The organism is Pseudomonas sp. H1_D05, assembly GCF_054682705.1.
The window spans coordinates 3983684-4007344 of the sequence record NZ_CP162825.1; the positions used below are offsets into that span (position 1 = coordinate 3983684).

The following is a 23661-nucleotide window of genomic DNA, read 5'->3' on the forward strand; positions in this document are numbered from 1 at the left end:
ACTCCAGGTGCCCGCGCGGCTCAGGCCGGCAGCGGGCGGGTGTGCGATCGGGTGCTGGCGGGCGGCGGACTCGGCAGGCGAGTCAGGCGCAGGGCATTGAGCACCACGGTCAACGAACTGATCGACATGCCGACGGCGGCCCACACCGGAGTGATCCAGCCGAGGGCGGCGAACGGCAACATGAGGCCATTGTACAGCGCCGCCCACAGCAGGTTCTCGATGATGACCCGACGGGTCCGCCGCGCGAGCGTGAAGGCTTGGACCAAGGCGTCGAGGCGGTTGGACAGCAACACCGCATCGGCACTGGTTTTCGCCAGATCGGTGGCCGAACCCATGGCCACGCTGATGTCGGCCGCGGCGAGTACCGGCACGTCATTGACGCCATCGCCGAGCATCAGCACTTTGCGACCTTCCTTGTGCAACTGTTGCAGGACTTGCAGCTTGTCGTCCGGGCGCAGACCACCGCGAGCCTCGTCGATGCCGAGTTCCGCCGCCACACTGGCGACCATCGGCGAGCTGTCGCCGGATAACAACAGCGTACGCCAGCCACGTGCCTTGCACGCGGCGAGCAGCGCGGGGGCGTCATCACGCAAGCGGTCGTCGAGAACGAACCACGCCAGCGGCCCTTGAGTGTCGCCGAGCAGCAACCATTGGCCGGCCTCGTTTGGCATGGCGGGCACGTTCGCACCGCTGAGGGCGCAGACAAATTCTGCCCGGCCGATGCGCAAACGCTGTCCATCGACCAAGCCTTCGAGGCCAAGACCTGGCGTGCTGTGGACTTCTTCAGCGGCCAGCGGCGCACGGCCAAAGGCGCGGGCAATCGGGTGTTCCGAACGGTTTTCCAGTGCGGCGGCAAGGCTCAGGCATTCATCGCTGTCGCGCGCGCCGAGCGGGCGAATCGAGCGCAGCACCAGTCGGCCTTCGGTGAGGGTGCCGGTCTTGTCGAAGATCACCGTGTCGATTTGATTCAAGCCTTCCAGCACGTGACCACGGGTCAGCAGCAAACCGAGTTTGTGCAATGTCCCGGTGGCTGCGGTGAGCGCGGTCGGTGTTGCCAGCGACAGCGCGCACGGGCAGGTCGCAACGAGCATGGCGAGGACAATCCAGAATGCGCGCGATGAATCCAGCTCCCACCAGAGCAGGCCGATGGCCGCGGCGGCAATCAGTGATAACAGCAAAAACCATTGCGCGGCGCGGTCGGCGATTTCCGCCAGTCGCGGTTTTTCCGCCCGGGCGCGGTCGAGCAGACGGACGATGGCCGACAGGCGCGTGTCTTGGCCCAGCGCCTGAACTTCCACGGTCAACGCGCCTTCGACATTGAGCGTGCCAGCAGTGACCGTGTCGCCGAGGGTACGCGGTTGCGGCAGGTATTCGCCGGTGAGCAGCGATTCGTCGATGCTCGATTGGCCGTCGATGATCTTGCCGTCCGCCGGCAGAATCGAGCCGGCCTGCACCAGAATCCGCTCGCCGAGGCGCAGTTCGCTGAGCAGGATGCGTTCGCTCTGGCCGGCTGCATCAAGGCGCAGGCAGGAGGCAGGCAACAGATTGACCAATTGCGCGGTGGCGGCAGCGGTGCGTTCGCGGGCACGGCGTTCGAGATAGCGGCCGGCGAGCAGGAACAGTGCAAACATCCCCACCGCGTCGAAATACAACTCGCCGACCCCGGTGATCGAGGTCCAGATCCCGGCAATGTAGGCACTGCCGATCGCCAGCGACACCGAGACATCCATGGTCAGGTGGCGTGTGCGCAGATCGCGCATCGCGCCTTTGAAGAACGGCGCGCAGCTGTAGAACACGATCGGTGTGGTCAGGAACAGCGCGACCCAGCGCAGGATCGTGTGCAGCTCGGGGCTGAGGTCGATGTTGAATTCCGGCCAGGTGGCCATGGTCGCCATCATCGCCTGGAACCACAGCAGCCCGGCGACGCCGAGCTGACGCAGGGCCAGGCGGTTTTCGCTGGCCAGTTGTTCGCTGGCGTGATCGGCCTGATACGGGTGGGCGGCGTAGCCGATGTGGCGCAGTTCGGCGAGTACTTGGCTCAGCGGTAATTGCGCGTCGGCCCAGCGCACATGCAGGCGATGGTTGGACAGGTTCAGCCGCGCTTCGGCCACGGCGGGCAGCGTGCGCAGGTGTTTTTCGATCAGCCAGCCGCAGGCGGCACAACTGATGCCTTCCATCAACAGGGTGGTTTCAGCCAGTTCGCCTTCATGGCGGACGAAGGGTTGCTGCACATCGGCGCGGTCGTACAGGGCCAGCTCATCGACCAATTGCACCGGCAATGCTTCGGGGTTGGCCGAGGCTTCGCTGCGGTGTTGGTAATAGCTTTCCAGGCCGCCGGCGACGATGGCTTCGGCCACGGCCTGACAGCCCGGGCAGCAGAATTCGCGGGATTGCCCGAGTACGACGGCAGTGAAGCGGCTGCCGGACGAGACCGGCAGGGCGCAGTGATAGCAGGGGAGTGGGGTGGTCATGGCATCGTTGAGGGGTTAAGCCCTTGCATTGGGGTTGTCCGCTTGCCCTCACCCCAGCCCTCTCCCGGAGGGAGAGGGAGCCGATCGGTGTGAGCCGGAAAAACTGGTTCAGTCGACTGGATCATTACTGTCATACACAAAACGTGCAAACGCTCGAGATCAGTCCCCTCTCCCGGAGGGAGAAGGAGCCGATCGGTGTGAGCCGGAAAAACTGGTTCAGTCGGCTGGATCATTACTGTCATACACAAAACGTGCAAACGCTCGAGATCAGTTCCCTCTCCCGGAGGGAGAAGGAGCCGATCGGTGTGAGCCGGAAAAACTGGTTCAGTCGGCTGGATCTTTACTGTCATACACAAAACGTGCAAACGCTCGAGATCAGTTCCCTCTCCTGGGGGAGAGGGCTAGGGTGAGGGGGCTTTTGAAGTTGTTTACTTCTTCAAGTCTTCGGCACCTTGCAGCGGTTCATCACCCAGCAGCAGATCCTTGTCATGGTTAACCAATTCTTCCTCGAACATCCGCCAGACGTGATCATCCTGACTGCCCAGCAACTCGACAAACCGGCGACCTTCAACTTTGTCACCCAATTGACCGATGTAACGCCCGGTTTCAGTCTCGCTGCGGGTCAGGACAATCTTGCGATCCTTCTCCGGCTGCGTCGGTGAAATCAGGTTCAGCTCCAGGGTCTTTGGCTGACTGTCACCGCTCAAGCGCAAATCAACTTCACCGGTCACGTCATCCAGATGCACAGCGGCGCGCATTTTCAGAGTCTGTGCCAACAGTTCACGGTCCAGCGAACGGTTGATGCCTTTGCCGGCCTCGTAGTAGTTGTCGTTGACCAGGTTGTCCGGGTTGTTCACCGCAATGGTCACCATGGACAGGGTCAGGGTCACCGAACAGGCCAGAATCCCGATGATGATCCATGGCCAAAGGTGCTTGTACCAGGGACTTGCGGCGTTTGCTGCGGGCATGTTCAGTTCTCTCAACGGATTTGTGGGCCGATGAATCGGCTCTTGGCTTCAACGTGGACGCTGTCGTCATCGGCATCCTTGAGGATGAATTTCACCTCGTTGGTGCTCGATGGCAGTTGCTCCGGTGCGCTCGACAACTCGACCGGCATGCTGACGATGTCGCCGGCCGCGACTTTGATCTCGCGTTTGCCTTGCAGGCGCAGGTCGGGCAGGCCGGCGGCTTCCAGCACGTAAGTGTGGTCGCGCTGATCCTTGTTCATGATCTTCAGGCTGTAGACGTTTTCGATCCGGCCTTCGGCGTTTTCGCGGTACAGCACGCGGTCCTTGCTGACGTCGAAGCCAACCAGCGAGCGCATCACGAATGCAGTGACCAACAGGCTGATCATCGCCAGCAACACTACGGCATAGCCGATCAGGCGTGGCCGCAGTTTATGGGTTTTCTGCCCGGACAGGTTGTGTTCGGTGGTGTAGCTGATCAGCCCGCGCGGGTAATCCATCTTGTCCATGATGCTGTCGCAGGCGTCGATGCAGGCCGCGCAGCCAATGCACTCGATCTGCAGGCCGTCGCGGATGTCGATGCCGGTCGGGCACACCTGAACGCACATGGTGCAATCGATGCAATCGCCCAGCCCCTGGGCCTTGTAATCGACGCCTTTCTTGCGCGGGCCACGGCTTTCACCGCGACGCGGGTCGTAGGAAACAATCAGCGTGTCCTTGTCGAACATCACGCTCTGGAAGCGTGCGTACGGGCACATGTAAATGCACACCTGCTCACGCAGCCAACCGGCGTTGCCGTAAGTGGCGAGGGTGAAGAAACCGACCCAGAAATACGACCAGCCATCGGCCTGGCCGGTGAAGAATTCGAAGACCAGTTCACGGATCGGCGAGAAGTAGCCAACGAAGGTCATGCCGGTGACAAAACCGATCAATAGCCAGAGCGCGTGTTTGGCGAATTTGCGCGCAAATTTGTTGGTGCTCATCGGCGTCTTGTCGAGCTTGATGCGCTGATTGCGGTCGCCTTCGGTGACCTTCTCGCACCACATGAAAATCCACGTCCACACACTTTGCGGACAGGTGTAGCCGCACCAGACCCGGCCGGCGTACACGGTAATGAAGAACAGGCCGAACGCGGCAATGATCAACAGGCCCGAGAGCAGAATGAAATCCTGTGGCCAGAAAGTGGCGCCGAAGATGAAGAACTTGCGCTCCGGCAGGTTCCACCACACGGCCTGATGACCGCCCCAGTTCAGCCACACCGTACCGAAATACAGCAGGAACAATGCCGCGCCGCCCATCATCCGCAGATTGCGGAACAGGCCGGTGAACGCGCGGGTGTAGATTTTTTCTCGAGAGGCGTAAAGGTCAACGCTGTTGTTCGCGTTTTTGCTCGGTGGTGTGACGTCGTGTACCGGAATCTGGTTGCTCATCATTGCATCCCACGGCAGTGGAAAAATGCCTCGGTCGATACGTGCCAACCCAGGTCAGAAAGGGGTGTTGCAGTGGCGCAATGATACGCCGGTCGCTCTGGCTCAAGGGTGCGACCTTTGGTCGCGTTGGGTAAAAAACCTGAATGGTGTAGCGAATGCAGCAAAGCATGATGCAGGTCAATTGACTTGTTGAGTATGGACGGTTTTGGCTTGAGGGCTAATTCATTGTTTCCATGGGAGAACAGTCCGCCGCTGCGGTCATTGCGAGTTTCATAAAAAAGCCTGGTCAGATTGGACGCACGCACGAATGGCGTCACGTTCAGGGTTTCCTTTGCACAACTCGACGCGTGTCTGGCCTGAAAGAAAACTTTGAATGTGGTTTTGCGTGGGCCACGCCACGTTGAATGGAACTTGTCATGTTTATTTTCAGTGCTCTGCAGGTTATTAAACTTGTGCGGCTAGTGTCTCTGAAATAAATCCAATTGATTGTTCTTTGTGAGTGCTTTGAAGTTTTTTGTTTTTTCGAATAAGTTCTGTTTGCGCGAAAAGTTTGCGCCTGATTGATTAATTTAAACGGAATTTAATGTATGGCTTTTAACAAGTTTGCAAGCGTTGTGCTGGGTGTTTGTTTGTTGGCGACGGGTGTATCGGCGCAGGCTATAACCGGAACACCGAAACACATGGTTTTTGCCTCGGATACTCAATATCCCTGGACCGACAAGACCGATGATCGCGAAGCCGAATCCGACGCCGAATTCGATGTTCGTTCGAAATGGCTGGTTGATACTCAGCTTGGGAGTATTGCCGAGTTCAGAAATCAGCACGGCTCTCAAGCCCAGGTGCCTTTGATGATCAATGGCGATATAACCGCTTTTGGTCATGGCTGGCAGCGTTCGTTCATGAAGGATTTACTGACCAAGCACTTCAAAGGTGAGTATTTATACGGCTTGGGTAATCACGATTATGAAAACAATGTTGATGATTGTTTTAGTAATAGCTGTGCGGCGGGAAGTGTTGTCGAGTTCAAAGAGCACCATGAGGGTAAAGTCGACAGCTTTGATCTGAAAATCACCAGTGGGTTTCTCAGTAAAAAGTACTCTGGCAGTCTCGCCTATTCAAAAAACATCGGCGAAGTTCATATGGTTCAACTCAATAACGAACCGACGTATACCACCCGGATTGCTCATCCATTGAACCCGACGACATTTGAAATCAACCATGCGCTCGACTGGCTCGAGACGGACCTCAGACTGGCGCGAGCCTCGGGGTACGCCATCATCATCAATATGCATAAACCGTTGCGCCACCAGGGGACCCAGGCGCAACAGAAACGCTTCACCGATATGGTCAATAAATATCAAGTGACGGCGATCTTTGCCGGCCATTTGCATAAGGATGGAGGTGATGCCTATTGGGAGGGTAGCGTACCCATCTACCTGAGCGGCAGTACGTCTCAGCAAACCTATCTGATTGCCAGTTTCACCGAGGACCGCAAGCAGTTGCAGGTCTATCTGGTGAAGAGCAATCAGTGGCGCAATCGAACGCTGATCGATACGACGCCGGTGCATTCAATCTTTGCCAAGCGCCCATAAAAAAAGCCCCGCCAGTGATTAGGCGGGGCTTTGGACGATCAGTGATTGGCCGCGTTCCATGGATTGATCAGATGAACGCCGCTGAGTTGGAAGTCGGCAACATTACGGGTGACCAGCGTCAGACCATGAACAAGCGCGGTGGCGGCGATCAAAGCGTCGCATTCATTGCTGCGATCAGGCACGTGCAGCTGTGCACATCGGCTAGCGACGGCGCTATCGACCGAGAGGATTCTTCCCGAGAATGCGGGTTTGACATGACGCTCGAGCCAGTTGCGCAGCATCCCTCCTTGTGGCGGGTCGCGGCGTTCGATACGCAGAATGCCGGTTTCCAGCTCCAGCACAGTGATGGCCGATAAATACAGGCTGGCCGGGGCGACGCTGTTTGCCCATGTCACCACCTGCTTGTTGGCCTGGGGTTTTCGCAGTTCGGAAACTACATTGGTATCCAGTAGAAACATCAGGACAGGTCCACGCTGCGAGGAGTGATGACGGCGCGCTCGGTTTCGAATTCGATGTCAGGCGCATTCGGCATGACCAGCAGATCGACGATGCTGGTCTGGCTACCGGTCAGTTTCTGGTATTCCTCGATGCTCAGCAGTACATGGGCAGGCTTGCCACGATCGGTAATGATGACCGGGCCCTGATGCGCGGCTTTTTTGGCGGCACTGGTGTCCTGGTTGAATTCGCGGCTGGAAATGGTCGTGATGGCCATCATGTTCGGCCTCCGGTGATTCTGGTGTAGAAACGTTACTACTTTGGGGTTTGCCCAGCAATCAAAAAGGTGGGTTGCGGACGATCGGTTTATCACTGTCATAACGGCACCGGCGAAAGCGCCCCGGCCAAAGGGCAGGGGCGCAGGATATTGGACGTAAATTCGCTGTGTTTTGCTGCCCCCTGTCAGGGCAATCTGCCGCCGCCAAGACCGTCCAGACCGCCGCTGTTACCTGGGCGACCTACAGGGTTTGGTGAGGGTGAGCGTGCGGGTGCCACAGGCCTATTCACCGCCGTTGCTTCATGATCATGGAGGGGCTGCAAACGTTTTGGCAGTGTGGTTTCGTCATTCTTTGACATGTAGGCTTCATCCTTGAAGGTTGACCCGATGCTGTTCATCGGAGTGGGAAAAACCTACAGGGCAGTGCTGCTCAGGTCTATTGAGCATATGTCTCAAGGCATGAATGCCAGCATGAAAAAAGGCCCCGCCAATCAACATTGGCGGGGCCTTTTGTACTTCAAGCGCTGGCCTTACTCGGCGTTCGCTTCGGGTGCTTTTTCACCGTGGGACAGGCTGTAAACATATGCCGCCAGCAGGTGCACCTTGTCGTTGCCTTGCAGTTGTTCCTGCGCAGGCATCTGGCCCTGACGGCCGTAACGGATGGTCTGCTGCAGTTGCGCGAAGCTCGAACCGTAGATGAACGCGCCCGGGTGGGTCAGGTCAGGCGCGCCCATGGCGGGGGTGCCTTTGCCGGCCGGACCGTGGCAGGCCACGCAGTTGGCGGCGAACAGTTTGCCGCCGTTGGCCGGATCAGCCTTGGTGCCTTCCGGCAGCTTGCGGCCATCCAGGTTGGTCACAACGAATGCTGCTACGTCGGCAACACCTTGCTCACCGATGACTTCAGCCCAGGCCGGCATCACTGCGTGACGACCGCCCATGATGGTGGTCTTGATGGTTTCCGGCTCGCCGCCCCAGCGCCAGTCGGCGTCGGTCAGGTTAGGGAAACCGTAGGCGCCCTTGGCGTCGGAACCGTGGCACACCGAGCAGTTGGAGGCGAACAGACGGCCACCCATCTTCAGTGCTTGCGGATCCTTGGCCACTTCTTCGATTGGCATGGCAGCGAACTTGGCGAAGATCGGACCGAACTTGGCGTCCGAGCGGGCCATTTCCTTTTCCCACTCGTGCACGCCGGTCCAGCCGGTCTGGCCATTGGCGAACGCGGTCTGCTTGTCGTTATCGAGGTAGTTGTAGCCCGGCAGCAGGCCTTTCCAGTTGCCCAGGCCCGGGTACAGCACCAGGTAACCCAAGGCAAAAATGATGGTGCCGACAAACAGCATGAACCACCATTTCGGCAGTGGGTTGTCGTACTCCTCGATCCCGTCGAAAGAGTGCCCGACCGTCTCGTCCGTCTGTTCGCTGCGCTGGCCCTTGCGGGTCGACAGCAGCAGCCAGGTCAGGGAAAAGATCGTACCGAGACTGAGGACTGTGACGTACAGACTCCAGAATGTAGTCATTCTTTGTTACTCCTAGAAGCTTGCTCGACGTGCTTGATGGCTTCGGGATCATCCGCAAAAGGCAACAAGGTCGCGTCTTCAAACTCCGACTTGCGCTTGGGGCTGAACACCCACAGCGCCAGACCGATGAAGGCCACCATCACGACAACGGTGCCCAGGCCACGAATCATCCCGATATCCATCCAGATCACCGTTTGCTTTTGATGATGGTGCCCAGGCCTTGCAGATAGGCCACCAGCGCGTCCATTTCGGTTTTGCCCTTCACGGCATCCTTGGCCCCGGCGATGTCTTCGTCGGTGTAAGGAACGCCGAGCGTGCGCAACACTTCCATCTTCCTGGCAGTGTCTTTGCCGTCGAGCTTGTTTTCTACGAGGAACGGGTAAGCCGGCATTTTCGACTCAGGCACGACGTTGCGCGGGTTGTACAAGTGCGCACGTTGCCAGTCATCGGAGTAACGACCGCCGACACGGGCCAGATCTGGCCCGGTACGTTTGGAACCCCACAGGAACGGGTGATCCCAGACGCTTTCACCGGCGACCGAGTAGTGCCCATAGCGTTCGGTTTCAGCGCGGAACGGACGGATCATCTGCGAGTGGCAGCCGACACAGCCGTTGGCGATGTAAACGTCGCGGCCTTCCAGTTCCAGCGCCGAACGCGGCTTCATGCCTTCGACCGGCTTGTTGGTGACGTCCTGGAAAAACAGCGGAACGATTTGGGTCAGGCCGCCAACGCTGACGGCGATGACCATGAAGAAGGCCAGCAGGCCAATATTCTTCTCGACAGCTTCATGCTTCATCAGTGAGCTCCAACGACAGCGATCTGGGCAGCGGCTTCGGCTTCAGCCGGGTTCGAGGCGCGCACGGTGCGCCAGACGTTGTAAGCCATCAGGAACATGCCGCTGGCGAAGAAAGCACCGCCCAAGGCGCGAACGATGTAGCCCGGGTGGCTGGCTTGCAGCGCTTCAACGAACGAGTAGGTGAGGGTGCCGTCGTCGTTGATTGCACGCCACATCAGGCCCTGTGTGATGCCGTTGACCCACATCGAAGCGATGTACAGCACGGTGCCGATGGTCGCGAGCCAGAAGTGCGCGTTGATCAGGCCGACACTGTGCATCTGCGCACGCCCGAACAGGCGCGGGATCATGTGGTAGATCGCGCCGATCGAGATCATCGCGACCCAACCGAGAGCGCCAGCGTGTACGTGGCCGATGGTCCAGTCGGTGTAGTGCGAGAGCGAGTTGACGGTCTTGATCGCCATCATCGGCCCTTCGAAGGTCGACATGCCGTAGAACGCCAACGAAACCACGAGGAAGCGCAGGATCGGGTCGGTGCGCAGCTTATGCCAGGCGCCCGACAGGGTCATCATGCCGTTGATCATGCCGCCCCAGCTTGGCGCCAGGAGGATGATCGACATCGCCATGCCCAGCGATTGTGCCCAATCCGGCAATGCGGTGTAGTGCAGGTGGTGCGGGCCGGCCCAGATGTACAGGGTGATCAGGGCCCAGAAGTGCACGATCGACAGACGATAGGAGTAGATCGGACGTTCGGCCTGTTTCGGCACGAAGTAGTACATCATCCCGAGGAAACCGGTGGTCAGGAAGAAGCCCACCGCGTTGTGGCCGTACCACCACTGGATCATCGCATCGGTCGCGCCGGAGTAGGCGGAGTAGGACTTGAAGAAGCTCACCGGCAGGGAGGCGTGGTTGACGATGTGCAGCATCGCCGTGACCACGATGAACGCACCGTAGAACCAGTTACCCACATAAATGTGCTTGGTTTTGCGCTTGGTAATGGTGCCAAAGAACACCAGACCGTAGGTGACCCAGACAATCGCCAGCAGAATAGCCAGTGGCCATTCCAGTTCCGCGTATTCCTTGGTGGTGGTGTAACCCAGCGGCAAGGTGATGATTGCGCCGACGATCACCGCTTGCCAGCCCCAGAAGGTGAAGGCCGCGAGGCTGTCGGAAATCAGTCGCGTCTGGCAGGTTCGCTGCACGACATAGTAGGAAGTGGCAAACAGTGCACAACCACCGAAGGCGAAAATCACCAGGTTTGTGTGCAACGGGCGCAGGCGTCCAAAGCTCGTCCACGGCAGACCGAAGTTCAACTCCGGCCAGACCAGTTGCGAGGCGATGAAGACACCGAGCCCCATGCCAAGGATCCCCCAGACCACCGTCATGATGGCGAACTGGCGGACTACCTTATAGTTATAAGCAGTCGGACTGATTGCTGTGCTCATTCTAAGGTTCCACGGTTTGGGTGTTTTATTAGGATTAAAATCGGCCGCAAGTATGCAGAGAGCAGGGGGTCATTGCAACGCGCCATGACCTGGGTCAATGCTTTCCAACGCTGATTCTGCGGCCTTTCCATGCGCCGCGTAAGGACAAAATTGGCCTCGGACAAAATGTCGCAGCGGACGAAAAAAGCGAGGGGTTCAGGTCGCTTGTAACGGGGTGTGTTCAAACGCTCAGTTCGGGTGACGGACGGTAAATGGCACGACAGCCGGTATCTACCGGCGTTTGCGGCCACATCAGTCAGCCGGTTCGCGGAACACAGCAGTCAGCGTTGACCTGGAACCGGCACAAGCCAGTCCGCATCGAGCAAGCGTAGACCCGAATCAGAGGAACCGAAAGGAGAGGGTGTGAAGGGGTGCGACAATGCGTCGCAAAGGGGCTGGATGCTGCCGCACCGAGAATGGTGCGGCAGATGTGTACGCAATGATTACTTCTTGTTGTCTTCAGTAATAAGTTTTTCTGTACTCAATCCATGTGACAGGCTGTACACATAAGCGGCAAGCAATTGCACTTTATCGTTGCCCAACAGCTCGTTCTGCGCCGGCATGTGACCCTGGCGACCATGGCGAATGGTCTGCTCGAGTTGGGTCAGGCTGGTGCCATAGATAAACCCGGCCGGGTGCGTCAGATTCGGCGCGCCCATGGCTTCAGTACCTTGGCCGGTCGCCCCATGACAGGCCACGCAAGTAGTACTGAACGCTTGCTGTCCGGCTTGCAGGTCAGCCTTGTTGTCGGCTGGCAATGGCAAACCGGCCAGTTCGTGACGGACGTACGCCGCGACGTTTTTCACCCCGGCTTCGCCCAACACTTCGCCCCAGGCCGGCATCGCCGCCATCCGGCCACCCATGATGGTGGTCTTGATGGTGTCGGCGTCGCCGCCCCAGCGCCAGTCGCTGTCGGCAAGGTTAGGGAAACCGAACGCGCCTTTGGCATCGGAACCGTGGCACACCGAGCAATTGGAAGCGAACAAGCGGCCACCCATTTTCAGTGCCTGCGGATCCTTCGCCACTTCTTCCACCGGCATGGCGGCGAACTTGGCGAAGATCGGCCCGAACTTCGCGTCGGCCTTATTCATTTCCTTTTCCCACTCGTGCACACCGGTCCAACCATCCTCGTAACCGGGAAGAATGCCTTTCCAGTTGCCCAGGCCCGGATAGAGGATCAGATAGCCCACGGAAAACACCAGCGTGCCGGCGAACAGCATGAACCACCACTGCGGCAGCGGGTTGTCGTACTCCTCGATGCCGTCGAAGCTGTGGCCCATGGTCTGGTCGACGCTGCCCTTGGTCTCGCCCCGGCGGGTGCCGATCAGCAGCCATGTCAGGCCGATCAGGCTGCCGATGGTCAGTACGCAGATCCACGTACTCCAGAAGGTGGTCATGGCCGGGTACTCCTTGTCTCATTTACTGGGGTTGTGTCGGGTTGCAGCTCGTCGGCGAACGGCAGCAGACGCGCTTCGGCGAACTCCGGGGTGCGCTTGCGGTTGAACACCCACAAAGTCAAACCGACGAAAGCTACAAACACGACAACGGTGCCTAAACCACGGATCAGCCCTGTGCTCATTTCAATGACCATGGCTCACCTCTTGCTCTTGATCGCAGTGCCGAGCACTTGCAGGTAGGAGACGAGGGCGTCCATTTCGGTCTTGCCCTTGAGGCTGGCCACCGCGCCGCTGATGTCGTCGTCGGTGTACGGCACGCCGAGGGTGCGCATGGTCTTGAGCTTGGTTTCGGTGTGGCTGCTGTCGACCGCCTGCGTGACCAGCCACGGGTAGGCCGGCATTTTCGATTCCGGCACAACGTTGCGCGGGTTGTACAAGTGCGCGCGGTGCCAGTCATCCGAGTAACGCGCGCCGACCCGGGCCAGATCCGGCCCGGTACGTTTCGAACCCCACAGGAACGGGTGATCCCAAACGCTTTCGCCGGCCACCGAGTAGTGCCCGTAGCGCTCGGTTTCGGCGCGGAACGGCCGGATCATCTGCGAGTGGCAACCGACGCAGCCTTCGCGGATGTAGATGTCGCGGCCTTCCAGTTGCAGCGCGGTGTAGGGCTTCATGCCTTCCACCGGTTTGTTGGTGACGTCCTGGAAGAACAGCGGGACGATCTGGGTCAGGCCGCCGATGCTCACGGCGAACACCATGAGCAACATCAACAGGCCAACGTTCTTTTCAATCGTTTCGTGTTTCATGGCGGACTCCTCAGGCCATCTGCGCGGCAGCAACGACGTCAGCAGGCCGCGAGGCCCGCACGGTGCGCCAGGTGTTGTAAGCCATCAGGAACATGCCGCTGAGGAAGATCGCCCCACCAATCAGCCGCACGACGAAGCCTGGGTGGCTGGCCACCAGGGTTTCGACGAAGGAGTAGGTCAGCGTGCCGTCCTCGTTCACCGCGCGCCACATCAGGCCTTGGGCGATGCCGTTGACCCACATCGAGGCGATGTAGAGCACGGTGCCGATGGTCGCGAGCCAGAAGTGCGCGTTGATCAAACCGACGCTGTGCATCTGCGCCTTGCCGAAGATTTTCGGGATCATGTGGTACAGCGCGCCGATCGAGATCATCGCTACCCAGCCGAGAGCGCCGGCGTGTACGTGGCCGATGGTCCAGTCGGTGTAGTGGGAGAGGGCGTTGACAGTCTTGATCGCCATCATCGGACCTTCGAAGGTCGACATGCCGTAGAACGCCAGCGAGACCACAAGGAAGCGCAGGATCGGGTCGCTGCGCAACTTATGCCAGGCGCCCGAGAGGGTCATCATGCCGTTGATCATGCCGCCCCAGCTCGGTGCCAGCAGAATCAGCGACATCACCATGCCCAGCGACTGTGCCCAGTCCGGCAGCGCGGTGTAGTGCAAGTGGTGCGGGCCGGCCCAGATGTACAGGGTGATCAAGGCCCAGAAGTGCACGATCGACAGGCGATACGAATACACCGGACGCTCGGCCTGTTTCGGCACGAAGTAGTACATCATCCCGAGGAAACCGGCGGTGAGGAAAAAGCCTACGGCGTTGTGGCCGTACCACCATTGCACCATCGCGTCGGTTGCACCGGCGTACACCGAGTAGGACTTGGTGAAACTCACCGGCAACTCAAGGTTGTTGACGATGTGCAGAATCGCCACGGTGATGATGAACGCGCCGAAGAACCAGTTGCCCACGTAGATGTGCTTGGTCTTGCGCTGCATGATCGTGCCGAAGAACACGATGGCGTAGGCGACCCAGACGATGGTGATCAGGATGTCGATCGGCCATTCCAGCTCGGCGTATTCCTTGGAGCTGGTGTAACCCAGTGGCAGGCTGATCGCCGCCAACAGGATCACCAGTTGCCAGCCCCAGAAGCAGAACGCGGCGATTTTCGGCGCAAACAATTGGGTTTGGCAGGTGCGTTGCACCGAGTAGAACGAACTGGCGAACAGCGCACAGCCACCGAACGCGAAGATCACCGCGTTGGTGTGCAGCGGGCGCAGACGGCCGAAACTGGTCCAGGGCAAATTGAAGTTGAGTTCGGGCCAGACCAATTGGGCCGCGAGAAAAACCCCGAGGCCCATGCCGACGATGCCCCACACCACCGTCATAATGGCGAATTGGCGGACCACCTTGTAGTTGTAGGCGGTACTGATAGAAGTGTTCATGGTTCCCCATCCACGGTTCAGCCGAAGTGAGCGCGCGCAAAACACGCGGCGAATCCTTCGTCTGGAGTTATAGGCAGACTAAAAGCGAGGCAAGCATGGACAAACAGCACAAGGCCAGTATTGACGGGGATCAATGGGCGCAGTGCGTGCGTGATCATGGGTGGCTTTGGGATGCCGCTGAGGGTAAGGCGTCGGCGACGTTGATCCTTGCTCACGGGGCGGGGGCGCCGATGGATAGCGATTGGATGAACGACATGGCTGGGCGCCTTGCCGGGCTTGGCATCAACGTGTTGCGGTTTGAGTTTGCGTATATGGCGCAGCGGCGGGTGGATGGCGTGAAGCGGCCGCCGAATCCTGCTGCGAAACTGCAGGAATGCTGGCGCGAAGTGTTTGCCGAAGTGCGACGTCATGTCGCTGGGGTTTTGGCCATTGGCGGGAAGTCGATGGGCGGGCGGATGGCGAGTCTTTTGGCTGACGAATTGGGTGCCGATGCGTTGGTGTGTTTGGGCTATCCGTTTTATGCAGTGGGTAAACCGGAGAAACCGCGGGTTGAGCATTTGGCTTCTTTGCAGACGCGGACTTTGATTGTGCAGGGGGAGCGGGATGCGCTGGGTAATCGGGAGGCGGTTGAGGCTTACACCTTGTCACCGAGTATTGAGGTGGCGTGGTTAACTGCCGGCGATCATGACCTGAAGCCATTAAAGGTTTCCGGGTTTACCCATGAACAGCATTTGGCTAGCGCTGCGCAGAAAGTATCCGAGTTTCTCAAGGGTTAACCGAGATCCCGAACTGCATAAAGATCGGCTCCCTTTCCCCCTCGCCCCCTTGGGGGCGGTCCGACGTTTCGGGAGGGCTGGGGTGAGGGGGTAGATCTTGAACACTGCACATTTTTCGATCTATGTGCATATTCGTTGCTGCGGTTAAGCCCACTTAGGGTTTCGCCCTTACGGCGACTCACTTTTTTTACAAACGCCTAAAAAAAGTAAGCAAAAAAACGCTTGCTCCTACGTGCGGCCCGCTCGCTAAAGCTCGGGGTCCCTTCGCTCCGGGATCGATCCGGGCGCAGCGTCTCCGGTTTGCTTCGCTGCACCTACTCCCGCTGTGTTTGGCTGCGCCAAACGGTCGCTGCGCTCCCACGCCCGGATCAATCCCTCCACTCAGCCTTCCGACGTCGCCGGTGGGTCAAGATCAAAAGCAGGCGAGCTGACACTCGGCCTATTGAGTGGTGAAGAGTACGGCGCGCTTGGCTTTGGTTTTTGTGGTGTTCTCGCCCCTCACCCCAGCCCTCTCCCGAGGGAGAGGGAGCCGATTTTTGGGCTTTTCAAAGCCTGAGTTCAACGCGCTATTGCACGTCGGCGTACCTCTCCCAAACACCGCGATCAGTCCCCTCTCCCTCGGGGAGAGGGCTAGGGTGAGGGGCTTTTGATCTGTTTCAGAATCTGAGTTCAACTCGGTATCGCACGTCGGCGTATCTCTTCCATTCCATGCGGTCAGTCCCCTCTCCCTCTGGGAGAGGGTTAGGGTGAGGGGCGATTTCGCTGACACGATAAAAAACTGGAAGCGCGCACTGCCCAGCATTTCCTGTGCGCAAACATGATTTTGTGAGCACGTTTAAATTACACAACCCGTTACGCCACGGGGCCTACAACACCTTGCGCCGTTACCTACGCGTACGCCAGAATCCGCCGGCTTACACGACTACAGGCCGGGCTATATCGTTTCCTTGTCACTGAAAAACAGTGATCGGGTTTGGTAGCCCGCCTTAAATTGTCGTTGTTGCGACACTGTCGATGCTGTCTCCTTTTTGAGATATGGCTTTGTATGGTGGGCATGCGTGGGGCTCCTCTGTGAGCGCCGGGTTACCCAATTTGACCGGTCTACCAACCCGCGCATGGCCGCCACCCGCCGTTTGGTAGCGAGGGTGATGGCTCCCGTTTTTTCAAATTGGAGCTTTATCTATGTTCAAAATCACACCAAACCCACCACCCACTGATCCAATCCCCCACGACCCAGCGCTCAGCCCGCAAAAGATCAAAGAAGCAACCGACCGCGCCCTCGACTATTACCTCAGACCCGAAGCACTGGGGGCTCCACCAAGCTCGCCAAAATTTCGCCCGGTCTATCTCGTCGACCCCACGCTGGATGACGAAACCCTGCTGGTCGAGGCGAGCGAGTCGCTTTCATACGCCCACGCCATGGCCGGCAACATCGCCAACTCAATAGGCGGCCCGGAGCGCAAACCGCTGCTGGCGCTGCAACAGGTGATCATGCTCAACGAGCTGTTGGTCAATCGACTGCTGGATAAGCTGAAGTTGCCTCAGTAGTTATTGGGCCGGCCCTCACCCTAACCCTCTCCCAGAGGTAGAGGGGACTGACCGAGGTGAATGTGCCAGGTGCACCGACTTGAGATACCGAGTCGAACTCAAATTCTGAAATGCACAGAGATCGGCTCCCTTTCCCCCTCGCCCCCTTGGGGGGAGAGGGCTGGGGTGAGGGGGAGATATTCAATGACACAACAAAAAACCCGGAAGCTCTCGCTTTCCGGGTTTTATGTTATCGCCAGTTCAATCAGCGGTTAAACCGCTCCACCAACGAGTACTGCGTATTCGCTGTCTTCGTCAGTTCTTCACTCAACAACGCCGAGTTATGCGCCTGTTCCGACGTCTGATCCGCCAGTTCCGAAATATTGCTGATGTTGCGGCTGATCTCTTCAGCCACCGCACTTTGCTCTTCCGTCGCTGCAGCAATCTGCGTGGTCATGTCGGTGATGTTGGCCACCGCTTCACTGATACCGACCAACGCCTGATCCGCTTCCAGCACCCGCGCTACACCTTCTTCAGCCTGACGATGTCCGGCTTCCATGGTTTGCACGGCACTCGAAGCCGTCTGCTGCAACTTGGCGATCAGGGCATGAATCTGCCCGGTCGATTCGCTGGTGCGTTGCGCCAGTTGACGCACTTCGTCAGCCACCACGGCAAAACCACGGCCCATCTCGCCAGCACGGGCTGCCTCGATGGCGGCGTTGAGCGCGAGCAGGTTGGTCTGGTCGGCGATGCCTTTGATCACATCAACCACGCCGCCGATTTCGTCACTGTCCTTGGCCAGTTGCGTCACGGTCAGGCCGGTTTCCCCGACAACGACCGACAAACGCTGGATGGCTTCGCGGGTTTCGCCGGCGATGTCACGGCCGCGACCGGTCAGGCGATTGGCTTCCTGAGTGGCGTCAGCGGTGCGCTGGACATGGCTCGCCACTTCCTGGGTGGTCGCGGCCATCTGGTTGACGGCGGTGGCGACTTGTTCGGTTTCCACACGCTGGCGTTCCAGGCCGGTGGAGCTGTTGTGCGCCAGGACGTCGGATTGCTTGGCCTGATCGGTCAAGTGTTCGGCGGTGTCCTGCAGACGGGTCAGGCAGGTTTTCAGGCGTGCTTCCTGGCTGAGGATCGACATTTCCAGACGCGCCTGGGCGCCACGGCTGTCGGTGTACATCTGCGCGATCAGCGGGTCGGAAGTGGTCTGCTCGGCCAGGCGCAGCAGGCGTTTCAGCCCGCGTTGCTGCCATTGCAGGCCCATCAGGCCCAGCGGCACCGACAAACCGGCAGCGAGGGCGAAGCCCCAGTGCGAGTTCAGCGTCGCGCCGATCACGAAGCTCAGTTGGCTGACCAGAATGAACGGCAGCCAGTCCTGCAGCACCGGCAGCCATTTGTCGCTGGAAGGGATCGCCGACTTGCCCTGGTTGATGCGTTGGTAGAGCGCTTCGGCGCGGCGGATCTGTTCGGCCGTGGGTTTGATCCGCACCGACTCGTAACCGACCACCTGATTGCCGTCGAACACCGGTGTGACATAGGCGTTAACCCAGTAATGGTCACCGGTCTTGCAGCGATTCTTGACAATGCCCATCCATGGCAAGCCTTGTTTCAATGTGCCCCACATGTGCGAAAACACCGCCGCCGGGACGTCGGGGTGACGGACCAGGTTGTGCGGCGCACGGATCAGCTCTTCACGCGAAAACCCGCTGATCTCGACGAAAGCGTCGTTGCAGTAGGTGATCACGCCCTTGGCGTCGGTTGTGGAAATCAACCGTTGCTGAGCCGGGAAAGTCCGTTCGCGTTGTGTAATGGGCTGGTTGTTACGCATGGTTTTTCAATCCGCAAGGCTTTGAAAGGTTGTCGGCGGTGACAGCTTTTTATTGAAATTTTTTTCAATAATCAGCACGGCGTCGCAAAATGGCGCTTGCTTCAGCCGGCGAGCATCGGATAGGTGAACAGGCCGAAATGCAGCAGGTTCAGGCCGAAATGTGTGGCGATCGCCGCGCCGAGTCCGCCAAAACGGTAGGCCAGACCATAGGCGACGCCCGCCAGCCCTGCCAGCAACACCCAGGTCCAGCCTGCGCCGGCATGCACCAGACCGAACAGCAACGAGGCCAGCAGCAGGGCGAGATTTTCTCCGTAGGGCAGACTTTTGAAACGCTGACTGAGGCCGCCCTGTATATAGCCGCGAAACAGCGCTTCCTCGACCAAGGTCACCAGCAGCAGATTGTTCAGCACCCACAGCCACGCTTGATCAGGCCACTTCGGTGCCCAGGCGATCACGCCCAGCAACAGCGCGCCGCCAAGGGCAAGAACCGCGCTCAGCGTCAGGGCGAGGGCGGTGGCGTAGACGCTCAGGCGCAACGAACGTCGCCCGACAATCCACGGGCACACCAGCAACAACCAGAAGCCAACCAGCGGTTTGTCGAGGTTCAGGTACATCGCGAACGGCACGGCGTTGTCGGTGAAGCGTTGCGGATCAATGGCGCGACCGTTGGCGAAGCCCGGTAGCCAGTGCAATGCCAACGCCACGGCCAGCACGATGAACAGGCCATGGCCGAGAAAACGTGCGACCGGCACTTTCTGCAGATGCACGGCGAAACCTGCGAACACCAGCAGCCCAATGGAAATCAGCGCCAGCCAGCCGAGGTGGCCGTAACTCAGCGCCCATCCGTAACCGAGGCTGAGAAGCGCCAGATAGAGCCATGGCAAAGCCTTCATCGAAAGTCCCTGTGCAAATTTGTGGAAGGGCTTTCTACACGGACGAGCGGCGGGGGACAAGTGAAGGTGTGGCGGCAAACCGGGACAACTCCAATACCGTTGGCCAAACATAAATCCCAATGTGGGAGCGAGCTTGCTCGCGAAAGCGGTGTGACAGGCAATAGTTGTTTCGACTGATACACCGCATTCGCGAGCAAGCTCGCTCCCACAGGGGATTGGTATTCCAGAAAGGGTTTTGCGTTTGGCGTGGGATCTAGCGCAAGTTAAGTTTCGCCGCCGCACGCTCGGTGATTTCCGTGCGCAGCTTCAGCGATGGCGCTGCACGCAAACGTGCTTCATCGACAATCTCACTCGGCGCAGTCTCCGGGCTGCCCGAGTTGAACGGCGGTGCCGGGGCATATTCCAATTGCAACTGGATCAGCTGCGCCGCGTCGGCACCCACCAACTCTTCAGCCAGCACCAGCGCAAAATCAATCCCCGCCGTAATCCCGCCGCCGGTAAACAGATTGCCGTCACGCACCACCCGATCCTTCACCGCGATCGCCCCCAGCGTCGGCAGCAGATCGTGATACGCCCAATGCGTGGTCGCCCGCTTGCCTTGCAACAGACCCGCCGCGCCGAGCACCAGCGAACCGGTGCACACCGATGTCACGTACTTCGCCTGCGCAGCCTGACGCTTGATGAAAGCCAGCGTCAGCTCATCTTCCATCAGCGCGCCGACGCCACCACCACCCGGTACACAGATCACATCCAGATCCGGGCAATCCTCAAACGTGGTGGTCGGTTTCAGCAGCAGTCCGGTGCTGGCGGTGACCGGCATCAGATCCTTCCAGATCAAGTGCACCTGCACGCCCGGCAGCGAGGCGAGCACGTCATACGGCCCGGTCAGGTCGAGTTGCTGAACCTGCGGAAACAACAGAAAACCGATCTGCAACGTCATCGTTCTTACTCCATGAAAAGGGCTGGACGGCTTCACTGTAGGCGCGTAGGTTCTGGCGCATACGCCAATAACCCCACGAATTACGCCAAATGCCCAAAGCCATCCACGTACTCGCGTTTGCCAACATGCAGATCCTCGACGTCACCGGCCCCTTGCAGGTGTTCGCCTCGGCCAACGACATCGCCCGTCAGCGCGGCTTGCCGATCCCGTATGCGCCGAGCGTGATTGCCAGCGGCGGCGGGGCGGTGATGTCGTCGGCGGGTCTGGCGGTGTTGGCCGAACCGTTGCCCGAAGCGCCCAGCGACACGTTGATCATCGCCGGTGGCTGGGGCATTTATCCGGCGGCCGAAGATGTGCTGTTGGTGGATTGGGTGCGCGAACACGCGGGCAAATGTCGACGCGTGGCCTCCGTGTGTACGGGGGCATTTCTGTTGGCGGCAAGCGGTTGGCTCGATGGCCGTCGCGTGGTCACACACTGGACGCGATGCGAACAACTGGCGCAGCAACATCCGAATCTGCACGTTGAGGCCAATCCGATTTTCATCAATGACGGCCCGATCTGGACCTCGGCGGGGGTCACGGCCGGCATCGATCTGGCCTTGGCCATGGTTGAAGAGGATCTGGGCAGCGACATCGCCCTGGACGTCGCCCGGCATCTGGTGGTGTTCCTCAAGCGCCCGGGCGGGCAATCGCAGTTCAGCGTGACCTTATCCTTGCAGAGTCAGGGCAATCGCTTTGATGAACTGCACGCGTGGATCGCCGAAAACCTCACCTGCGACCTCGGCATCCCGACCCTCGCAGAACAAGCTGGCATGAGCGAACGCAGTTTCGTCCGCCACTACCGTGCCGACACCGGCCAGACCCCGGCGCGGGCGATCGAATTGATTCGCGTCGAAACCGCCCGGCGATTGCTCAGTGACACCGGTTTGCCGGTCAAACGCATCGCCGCCAATTGCGGGTTTGGCAGTGAAGAGACATTGCGCCGAAGTTTCCTGCGGGCTATCGGGGTGACGCCGCAGGCCTATCGCGAGCGGTTTTCGGTCAGCGCTGCAACAGATCCAGTAATGCCTTGAGGGTTTGTTCAGGAGCTTCCTCGGGAATGTTATGGCCGACATCGGGCAACACACGCCGCTCATAAAAACCGGTGAAATGCTCTGCGTCTTCATCCTCTTGCGGCGCAGGGCCGACACCGTCGTCGGCACCGCACAAAGAAATGGTCGGCACGCCAATGGTCGGTTGCCGAGTCAGCAAATCTTCCATCAACTCAAACGCCGGATCTCCCGCGACGTACATGAAGCGGTGGCGATAGGAGTGGATCACCACGTCAACGAAATCAGGGTTGTCGAAGGCAGGCGCGGTCAGGGGAAAACGCTTGGCAGCGTGCGACCAGGTCGGAGACCAAAGCCTCCAGAGCAGCTCACAAAACTCCCGACGATTGTGCTTCAGGCCCTCAACGCCACGTGGCGTGTGGAAGTAATACTGATACCAGAACCGATGCTCGGTCTCGGGATCCAGCGGTCGAATCGAGTTGGGGATGTCCTGCAGGTTGTAGCCATCACCGGTCACCAAGCCGCGCACTCGTTCCGGAAATAACGCCGCGACGATGCATGCCGCGCGACCACCCCAGTCATACCCGCAGAGCGTGGCTTGTTCGATGGAGAGTGCATCCATCAAATTCAACAAATCCTGAGCGAGTGCGGCTTGCTGGCCTGAGCGCAGTGTTTGTGCATCGTTGAAGCGAGTCTGCCCATAACCGCGCAGGTACGGAACGATGACTCGGTAACCCTGAGCGGCGAGGGGCGGCGCGATTTCATCGTAAGCGCGAGGGGAATAGGGGAAGCCATGAAGGAGGATCACCGGCACACCGGTTTCCGGGCCATGCGCCTCATAGGCAATGGTCAGGCTAGCGGTTTTGCAGAACAGAATCGCTTTTCCACTCATACCTGGCTCCTGTTATCCGAACAGCACCTTCTGCCAATGATCTTCACTGATGATGGCGATCGGCACGCCGCTGTCTCTCAGCTCAACGGCTTTTTTGATCTTCGTACCATAGCTGCTGTGCAGCCACTGTTCATTGCCGATGCTGCCGATCACTAGATAATGGATTTTCTTGCTGACACCTGCACCTATCATTCCGCCGCGTTCTACGATCAGCGATTCACACGCTTTGCGCGGCCCGTAAGCCATAACACCGGTAAACAGAAAAACACGATTGGCACAGTCCAGAGTTGGGGCTGGACTATCGAGCGGCAGGCTGTTGGGCACACTGAAGGTTTGTGCTGCGCCCACTGGCAGGCCGGCGAACTGATGAAGAATCTCCAGCAATTCCACCGATTCATCGGCATCCAATAAACCGTCGCTAAGCATGCCCTCAAGACGCTTGTAGAGAATATTTACCACCGGATCCCCCAAGTGAACCAAGTGGGTTTCGATCCAGGTCTTGAGAAACTCGGCTTCCTGCTGATTGATCTTGCCATCAGCGGCTAGCCCGGCAGCGACCCCTGCCAGTGCGTCGGCCGAACGCCTGTCAATCCGCGCTTCGTGAAAGAAACGGCTGTTTTGAAATTCCTGATGCAAATCGACCATCGCTGTTTCTCCTTAAACCTCAGCTTCCGCCACCTGATTGAAATACTTCGTTCGATCCGGGGTAAACGTCACCCGCATCTTCGTTCGCGAGCAGGTCAACGAGCGTTCTTCGCTCAGATCAATATCCAGATCCTCACCGCGCAAGCCTTGCCACTGCGCCAGATACTTCAGCGAGCCATATTTCTCGTTTTTCTTCAGGCTGCGGCTCACGCCACCTTTCCAGCCGAGCACGGGCAGTTCGCCGGCGAGACATTTTTGCGCGAGGTCGGGGAAGCGGGTGGCGCGCTGGCGGCCGATTTCCCAGCACTTGATCAGGCCTTTGTCCGCGGCTTCCCAGAGTTGGGTGCGGGTCAGGCCGCTGCGAAGCGGCGTGTCGATGGTGCGCTGGACGTGCTGGGACATTCTGGTTCCTTGAATTCGGGTTTTATTGGACAGCTCCGCTGTGCCCGTTGCGGTGGATGGTAGGGGTGGATGTAACAGCTGGCAACAGGGTATTTCCGGGTGTGACT

At 59.0% G+C, this 23661-nt stretch carries 24 protein-coding genes; 4 read left to right on the forward strand and 20 right to left on the reverse strand.

The features are described from left to right. Positions 1-20: 20 nt before the first annotated feature. The 4 genes from AB4O11_RS18075 to AB4O11_RS18090 all read right to left on the reverse strand — a co-directional run bounded on the left by AB4O11_RS18075 (position 21) and on the right by AB4O11_RS18090 (position 5183). The gene (locus AB4O11_RS18075) at positions 21-2471 is read right to left on the reverse strand and encodes a heavy metal translocating P-type ATPase (protein WP_460127737.1); all 2451 of its coding nucleotides are present in this window, start codon (positions 2469-2471) and stop codon (positions 21-23) included. A 428-nt stretch (positions 2472-2899) separates the two neighbouring features. After that, complete coding sequence (locus tag AB4O11_RS18080) at positions 2900-3439, reverse strand: FixH family protein (protein ID WP_093431857.1); 540 nt, start codon at positions 3437-3439, stop codon at positions 2900-2902. Positions 3440-3450: 11 nt separating this feature from the next. Further along, on the reverse strand, positions 3451-4866 hold the full coding sequence (gene ccoG, locus AB4O11_RS18085) for a cytochrome c oxidase accessory protein CcoG (protein ID WP_093431860.1): 1416 nt from the start codon (positions 4864-4866) through the stop codon (positions 3451-3453). Continuing rightward, positions 4866-5183, reverse strand: a complete 318-nt coding sequence (locus AB4O11_RS18090; RefSeq protein WP_257358019.1) for a hypothetical protein — start codon at positions 5181-5183, stop codon at positions 4866-4868. Before AB4O11_RS18090 ends, ccoG begins: the two co-directional genes overlap by 1 nt. A 270-nt stretch (positions 5184-5453) precedes the next feature. On the opposite strand from AB4O11_RS18090, the gene AB4O11_RS18095 reads away from it, so the two are divergent. Next, positions 5454-6458 carry a metallophosphoesterase family protein gene (locus AB4O11_RS18095; protein ID WP_460127739.1) on the forward strand — a complete coding sequence of 335 codons (1005 nt, stop codon included), beginning with the start codon at positions 5454-5456 and terminating at the stop codon, positions 6456-6458. Between the two features lie 38 nt (positions 6459-6496). Here the strand turns inward: AB4O11_RS18095 and AB4O11_RS18100 are convergent, their stop codons facing one another. From AB4O11_RS18100 to ccoN (AB4O11_RS18145), 10 genes are all read right to left on the reverse strand, one after another. Then, the gene (locus tag AB4O11_RS18100; protein ID WP_093431866.1) at positions 6497-6916 is read right to left on the reverse strand and encodes a type II toxin-antitoxin system VapC family toxin; all 420 of its coding nucleotides are present in this window, start codon (positions 6914-6916) and stop codon (positions 6497-6499) included. After that, a complete protein-coding gene (locus tag AB4O11_RS18105) occupies positions 6916-7170 on the reverse strand; it encodes a type II toxin-antitoxin system Phd/YefM family antitoxin (RefSeq protein WP_175559588.1) in 255 nt (84 codons plus the stop codon). The genes AB4O11_RS18100 and AB4O11_RS18105 overlap by 1 nt, the downstream gene beginning before the upstream one ends. 530 nt (positions 7171-7700) lie before the next feature. Continuing rightward, positions 7701-8684, reverse strand: coding sequence for a cytochrome-c oxidase, cbb3-type subunit III (ccoP, locus tag AB4O11_RS18110; RefSeq protein ID WP_093431872.1), 984 nt, complete (start codon positions 8682-8684; stop codon positions 7701-7703). Further along, on the reverse strand, positions 8681-8866 hold the full coding sequence (locus AB4O11_RS18115; RefSeq protein WP_003175465.1) for a CcoQ/FixQ family Cbb3-type cytochrome c oxidase assembly chaperone: 186 nt from the start codon (positions 8864-8866) through the stop codon (positions 8681-8683). The genes ccoP (AB4O11_RS18110) and AB4O11_RS18115 overlap by 4 nt, the downstream gene beginning before the upstream one ends. Positions 8867-8871: 5 nt before the next feature. After that, a complete protein-coding gene (ccoO, locus tag AB4O11_RS18120) occupies positions 8872-9480 on the reverse strand; it encodes a cytochrome-c oxidase, cbb3-type subunit II (RefSeq protein WP_093431874.1) in 609 nt (202 codons plus the stop codon). Next, positions 9480-10922, reverse strand: a complete 1443-nt coding sequence (ccoN, locus tag AB4O11_RS18125; RefSeq protein ID WP_093431876.1) for a cytochrome-c oxidase, cbb3-type subunit I — start codon at positions 10920-10922, stop codon at positions 9480-9482. The genes ccoO (AB4O11_RS18120) and ccoN (AB4O11_RS18125) overlap by 1 nt, the downstream gene beginning before the upstream one ends. A gap of 482 nt (positions 10923-11404) precedes the next feature. Next, the gene (ccoP, locus tag AB4O11_RS18130; protein ID WP_460127741.1) at positions 11405-12358 is read right to left on the reverse strand and encodes a cytochrome-c oxidase, cbb3-type subunit III; all 954 of its coding nucleotides are present in this window, start codon (positions 12356-12358) and stop codon (positions 11405-11407) included. Continuing rightward, entirely contained in the window at positions 12355-12552 is a 198-nt protein-coding gene (locus AB4O11_RS18135; protein WP_460127743.1) for a cbb3-type cytochrome oxidase subunit 3, read from the reverse strand. Before AB4O11_RS18135 ends, ccoP (AB4O11_RS18130) begins: the two co-directional genes overlap by 4 nt. Positions 12553-12555: 3 nt before the next feature. Continuing rightward, positions 12556-13164, reverse strand: a complete 609-nt coding sequence (ccoO, locus tag AB4O11_RS18140) for a cytochrome-c oxidase, cbb3-type subunit II (RefSeq protein ID WP_003223389.1) — start codon at positions 13162-13164, stop codon at positions 12556-12558. Positions 13165-13174: 10 nt separating this feature from the next. After that, complete coding sequence (gene ccoN / locus AB4O11_RS18145) at positions 13175-14599, reverse strand: cytochrome-c oxidase, cbb3-type subunit I (RefSeq protein ID WP_099758480.1); 1425 nt, start codon at positions 14597-14599, stop codon at positions 13175-13177. 95 nt (positions 14600-14694) lie between these two features. Between ccoN (AB4O11_RS18145) and AB4O11_RS18150 the strand changes: the two genes are divergently transcribed. After that, positions 14695-15375, forward strand: a complete 681-nt coding sequence (locus tag AB4O11_RS18150; protein WP_460127745.1) for an alpha/beta family hydrolase — start codon at positions 14695-14697, stop codon at positions 15373-15375. 1182 nt (positions 15376-16557) lie between these two features. After that, positions 16558-16923, forward strand: coding sequence for a DUF6124 family protein (locus AB4O11_RS18155; protein WP_099758482.1), 366 nt, complete (start codon positions 16558-16560; stop codon positions 16921-16923). Between the two features lie 244 nt (positions 16924-17167). Here the strand turns inward: AB4O11_RS18155 and AB4O11_RS18160 are convergent, their stop codons facing one another. The 3 genes from AB4O11_RS18160 to inhA all read right to left on the reverse strand — a co-directional run bounded on the left by AB4O11_RS18160 (position 17168) and on the right by inhA (position 20566). Further along, positions 17168-18733 (reverse strand): methyl-accepting chemotaxis protein, encoded by a 1566-nt coding sequence (locus tag AB4O11_RS18160; protein WP_460090298.1) that lies wholly within the window; start codon positions 18731-18733, stop codon positions 17168-17170. 101 nt (positions 18734-18834) lie between these two features. Further along, positions 18835-19626 (reverse strand): CPBP family intramembrane glutamic endopeptidase, encoded by a 792-nt coding sequence (locus AB4O11_RS18165; RefSeq protein WP_460090299.1) that lies wholly within the window; start codon positions 19624-19626, stop codon positions 18835-18837. A 253-nt stretch (positions 19627-19879) separates the two neighbouring features. Next, positions 19880-20566 carry an isonitrile hydratase gene (gene inhA / locus AB4O11_RS18170; protein ID WP_257358027.1) on the reverse strand — a complete coding sequence of 229 codons (687 nt, stop codon included), beginning with the start codon at positions 20564-20566 and terminating at the stop codon, positions 19880-19882. Positions 20567-20655: 89 nt separating this feature from the next. Here inhA and AB4O11_RS18175 point away from each other — a divergent pair, with 89 nt between their 5' ends. After that, positions 20656-21639 carry a GlxA family transcriptional regulator gene (locus AB4O11_RS18175; protein ID WP_460127748.1) on the forward strand — a complete coding sequence of 328 codons (984 nt, stop codon included), beginning with the start codon at positions 20656-20658 and terminating at the stop codon, positions 21637-21639. Here the strand turns inward: AB4O11_RS18175 and AB4O11_RS18180 are convergent. The 3 genes from AB4O11_RS18180 to AB4O11_RS18190 are packed head-to-tail and all read right to left on the reverse strand — an operon-like array spanning position 21608 to position 23554. After that, positions 21608-22507, reverse strand: a complete 900-nt coding sequence (locus AB4O11_RS18180; protein ID WP_460127750.1) for an alpha/beta fold hydrolase — start codon at positions 22505-22507, stop codon at positions 21608-21610. The two genes, AB4O11_RS18175 and AB4O11_RS18180, sit on opposite strands and share 32 nt — an antisense overlap. Before the next feature lie 12 nt (positions 22508-22519). After that, a complete protein-coding gene (locus tag AB4O11_RS18185; protein ID WP_099758487.1) occupies positions 22520-23152 on the reverse strand; it encodes a BRCT domain-containing protein in 633 nt (210 codons plus the stop codon). A 12-nt stretch (positions 23153-23164) separates the two neighbouring features. After that, on the reverse strand, positions 23165-23554 hold the full coding sequence (locus AB4O11_RS18190; RefSeq protein WP_093431912.1) for a hypothetical protein: 390 nt from the start codon (positions 23552-23554) through the stop codon (positions 23165-23167). Positions 23555-23661 lie beyond the last annotated feature (107 nt).